Origin of the sequence: Streptomyces phytophilus, assembly GCF_013870535.1 — a bacterium.
GTDB lineage: Bacteria > Actinomycetota > Actinomycetes > Streptomycetales > Streptomycetaceae > Streptomyces > Streptomyces phytophilus.
On record NZ_JACBXC010000894.1, the window covers coordinates 1 to 2,540 of the forward strand.

At 74.2% G+C, this 2,540-nt stretch carries 3 protein-coding genes; 1 reads left to right on the plus strand and 2 read right to left on the minus strand.

Features of this window, described 5'->3' with window-relative positions; genetic code table 11:
* The coding region (locus H5J30_RS26810; protein ID WP_181789906.1) for an aldehyde dehydrogenase family protein at window positions 1-1,243 on the plus strand (1,243 nt) is incomplete at its 5' end.
* Here the strand turns inward: H5J30_RS26810 and H5J30_RS26815 are convergent.
* Together H5J30_RS26815 and H5J30_RS26820 are read right to left on the minus strand one after the other, a co-directional pair.
* A complete protein-coding gene (locus tag H5J30_RS26815; RefSeq protein WP_181789907.1) occupies window positions 1,236-1,679 on the minus strand; it encodes a VOC family protein in 444 nt (147 codons plus the stop codon). The genes H5J30_RS26810 and H5J30_RS26815 overlap by 8 nt on opposite strands.
* A gap of 16 nt (window positions 1,680-1,695) precedes the next feature.
* Window positions 1,696-2,540: Gfo/Idh/MocA family protein (locus H5J30_RS26820; RefSeq protein ID WP_181789908.1), on the minus strand; the 845-nt coding region annotated here is incomplete at its 5' end.

Sequence of the window (2,540 nt, forward strand, 5' to 3'; positions counted from 1 at the left end):
GCAGTTGGCCGCCGCGGTGGTCGCCGAGGTGGGCTCGCCCGCGTCGTTCGCCGCCGCCGTGCAGGTCGGGCTGCCGCTGGCGACCTTCGCCGACCAGCCGAAGCTGCTACGTGAGTTCACCTGGCACGAGGAGGTAGGACACTCGGCGGTGGTGCGCGAGGCCGCGGGCGTGGTGGTGGCGATCACGCCGTGGAACTACCCGCTGCACCAGATCGCCGCGAAGGTCGCCCCGGCGCTGGCCGCCGGCTGCACCGTCGTGCTGAAGCCGAGCGAGGTGGCGCCCCTGAACGCCTTCCTGCTCGCCGAGGCCGTCGCCGAAGCCGGCTTTCCGCCGGGGGTGTTCAACCTGGTCTGCGGCACCGGCGCCGAGGTCGGCGGGCCGCTGGTGGCCCACCCCGCTGTGGACGTCGTCAGCTTCACCGGCTCGACCGCGGCCGGGCGGCGCGTCGGCGCGCTCGCCGCGGAGACCGTCAAGCAGGTGCACCTGGAGCTGGGCGGCAAGTCGCCCAGCGTGGTGCTGCCGGACGCCGACCTGGAGGCGGCCGTCGCCGACTGCGTGGCCAAGGCGTTCGTCAACACCGGCCAGACCTGCACGGCGCTGTCCCGGCTGATCGTGCCGCGCGGGCGGCTCGCGGAGGCCGAGGAGATCGCCGCCGCGGCCGTCGCCAACCACCCGCTGGTCGACCCCGCCGCCGAGACCGCCGGCGTCCGCCCGACGGCGTTCGCCGACCAGCTCGGGCACATCGGGTTCACCTTCGCGCTCGGGCCGCTGGTCTCCGCCGTCCAGCGCGAGCGCGTCACCGCTCTGGTACGGGCCGGGGAGCGCGAGGGCGCGAAGCTGGTGGCCGGCGGTGCCGAGCGGCCGGACGGCTTCGCGCGCGGCCACTACGTACGGCCCACGGTGTTTTCCGCCACCGAGCCGGGGATGACCGTCGTCCAGGAGGAGATCTTCGGCCCGGTGCTCTGCCTCCAGGCGTACGACGGCGAGGACGAGGCCGTGGCGCTCGCCAACGGCACGCGGTACGGGCTGTGCGCGGCCGTGTGGTCCGCCGACACCGACCGCGCCGTCGCCGTCGCCGGCCGGCTGCGGGCCGGGCAGGTCGAGGTCAACGGGGCCGGGTTCAACCCGTACGCGCCGTTCGGCGGCTACAAGCAGTCCGGCCACGGCCGGGAGCTGGGGCGGTGGGGGCTGGAGGCGTACCTCCAGACGAAGAGCCTCCAACTGCCCCGCACCGTCAGCTGATCTCCAGCACCTCCAGGGTGAGGCCCTGGGGGTCTCTGAAGTAGGCCACCCGCCGGCCCTCGTTCGGCCCCGAGGTGATGCGTACCGGGCCGGCGCTGCGCGACGCGGCGCCGAGCCCGGCCAGCCGGGCGTGCTCGGCGTCGAGGTCGTCGGTGGTGAGGCAGACGTGGGCGGTGCCCGGGTTCTTCGTCTCCAGGTCCACCGGCACACCGGCCGGGTTCAGGTACTGGATCAGCTCCAGCAGGGCGTCCGAGCCGGGGATGCGGAAGAGGGCGATGTCCAGCCGGGCGTCCGCGTAGCCGATCTGCTCGGAGGTGTACGGCGCGTCATACACCCGCCGCACCTCCGGCTCGGCGTCGAACACCTTCCGGTAGAACGCGGTGGCCGCCTCGACGTCGGCGACAGTGAACCCCACGTGGGAAAAGCCGGTCAGCATGACGTACTCCTGTCGGTCAGAGGGTGTGCGGGTCGACGATCGAGCCCTCGCGGGCCGAGCGGTACATCGCGGCCACGAACCGGACCGCATCCCGGCCGATCTCCGCTGGCGAGCCGTTGCGGCCCCGGCCCTGGGCGAGGTCCACCAGGTTCTGCACCGGCGCGTGCTCGGGGTTGCGCTCCGCCGCGGGCAGCTGCGGCAACTCCGTGACGCCGCCGGCGTCGTGGACGGAGGCGGTGCCCTGGTTCACGTCGAGCAGGATGTGCCCGTCCCGGCCGAAGACCTCCAGCCGCATGATCTCCTCAAGCCCCGCCAGCACCGCCCCCGTCGAGCCGAGGGTGCCGACAGCCCCGCCCTCGAAGCGGACCGCGATGCCGTCGGCGAGGTCCACCGGCAGCTCGAAGTCGGCGCGGAACGCGGCCACGCCGCGCGGGCGCAGCCCGGTCAGCCAGAGCAGCAGCGCGGCGGCGTGGGTGATCTGCGTCTGGCCCTGGCCGCCGCCGGACAGCTCCGGGTCGCTGTAGGTGCGCGCGTCCGGAGCGTTGACGGGGTAGCCGAAGGCGTCGCGGTACGGCTCGGGGTTGCCGCGGTACAGCTCGCGCACCGTGGAGGCGTACAGCACCGAGACGTGCTCGACGGGGCCGATCCGCCCGGCCGCGATCTCCTCGCGCAGCGCGAGGACGTGCGGGTTGTAGTGCCACGGGTAGTCGATCAGCAGCTCGGCCCCGCGGCTGCGGGCCAGCGCCACCAGCTCGTGTGCGTGCGCCGGTTCGATGGTCATGGGCTTCTCCAGCAGCACGTGCCTGCCCCGCTCCAGCGCGAGCCGCGCCACCGGGTGGTGCGCGGCGTGCGGCACCGCGA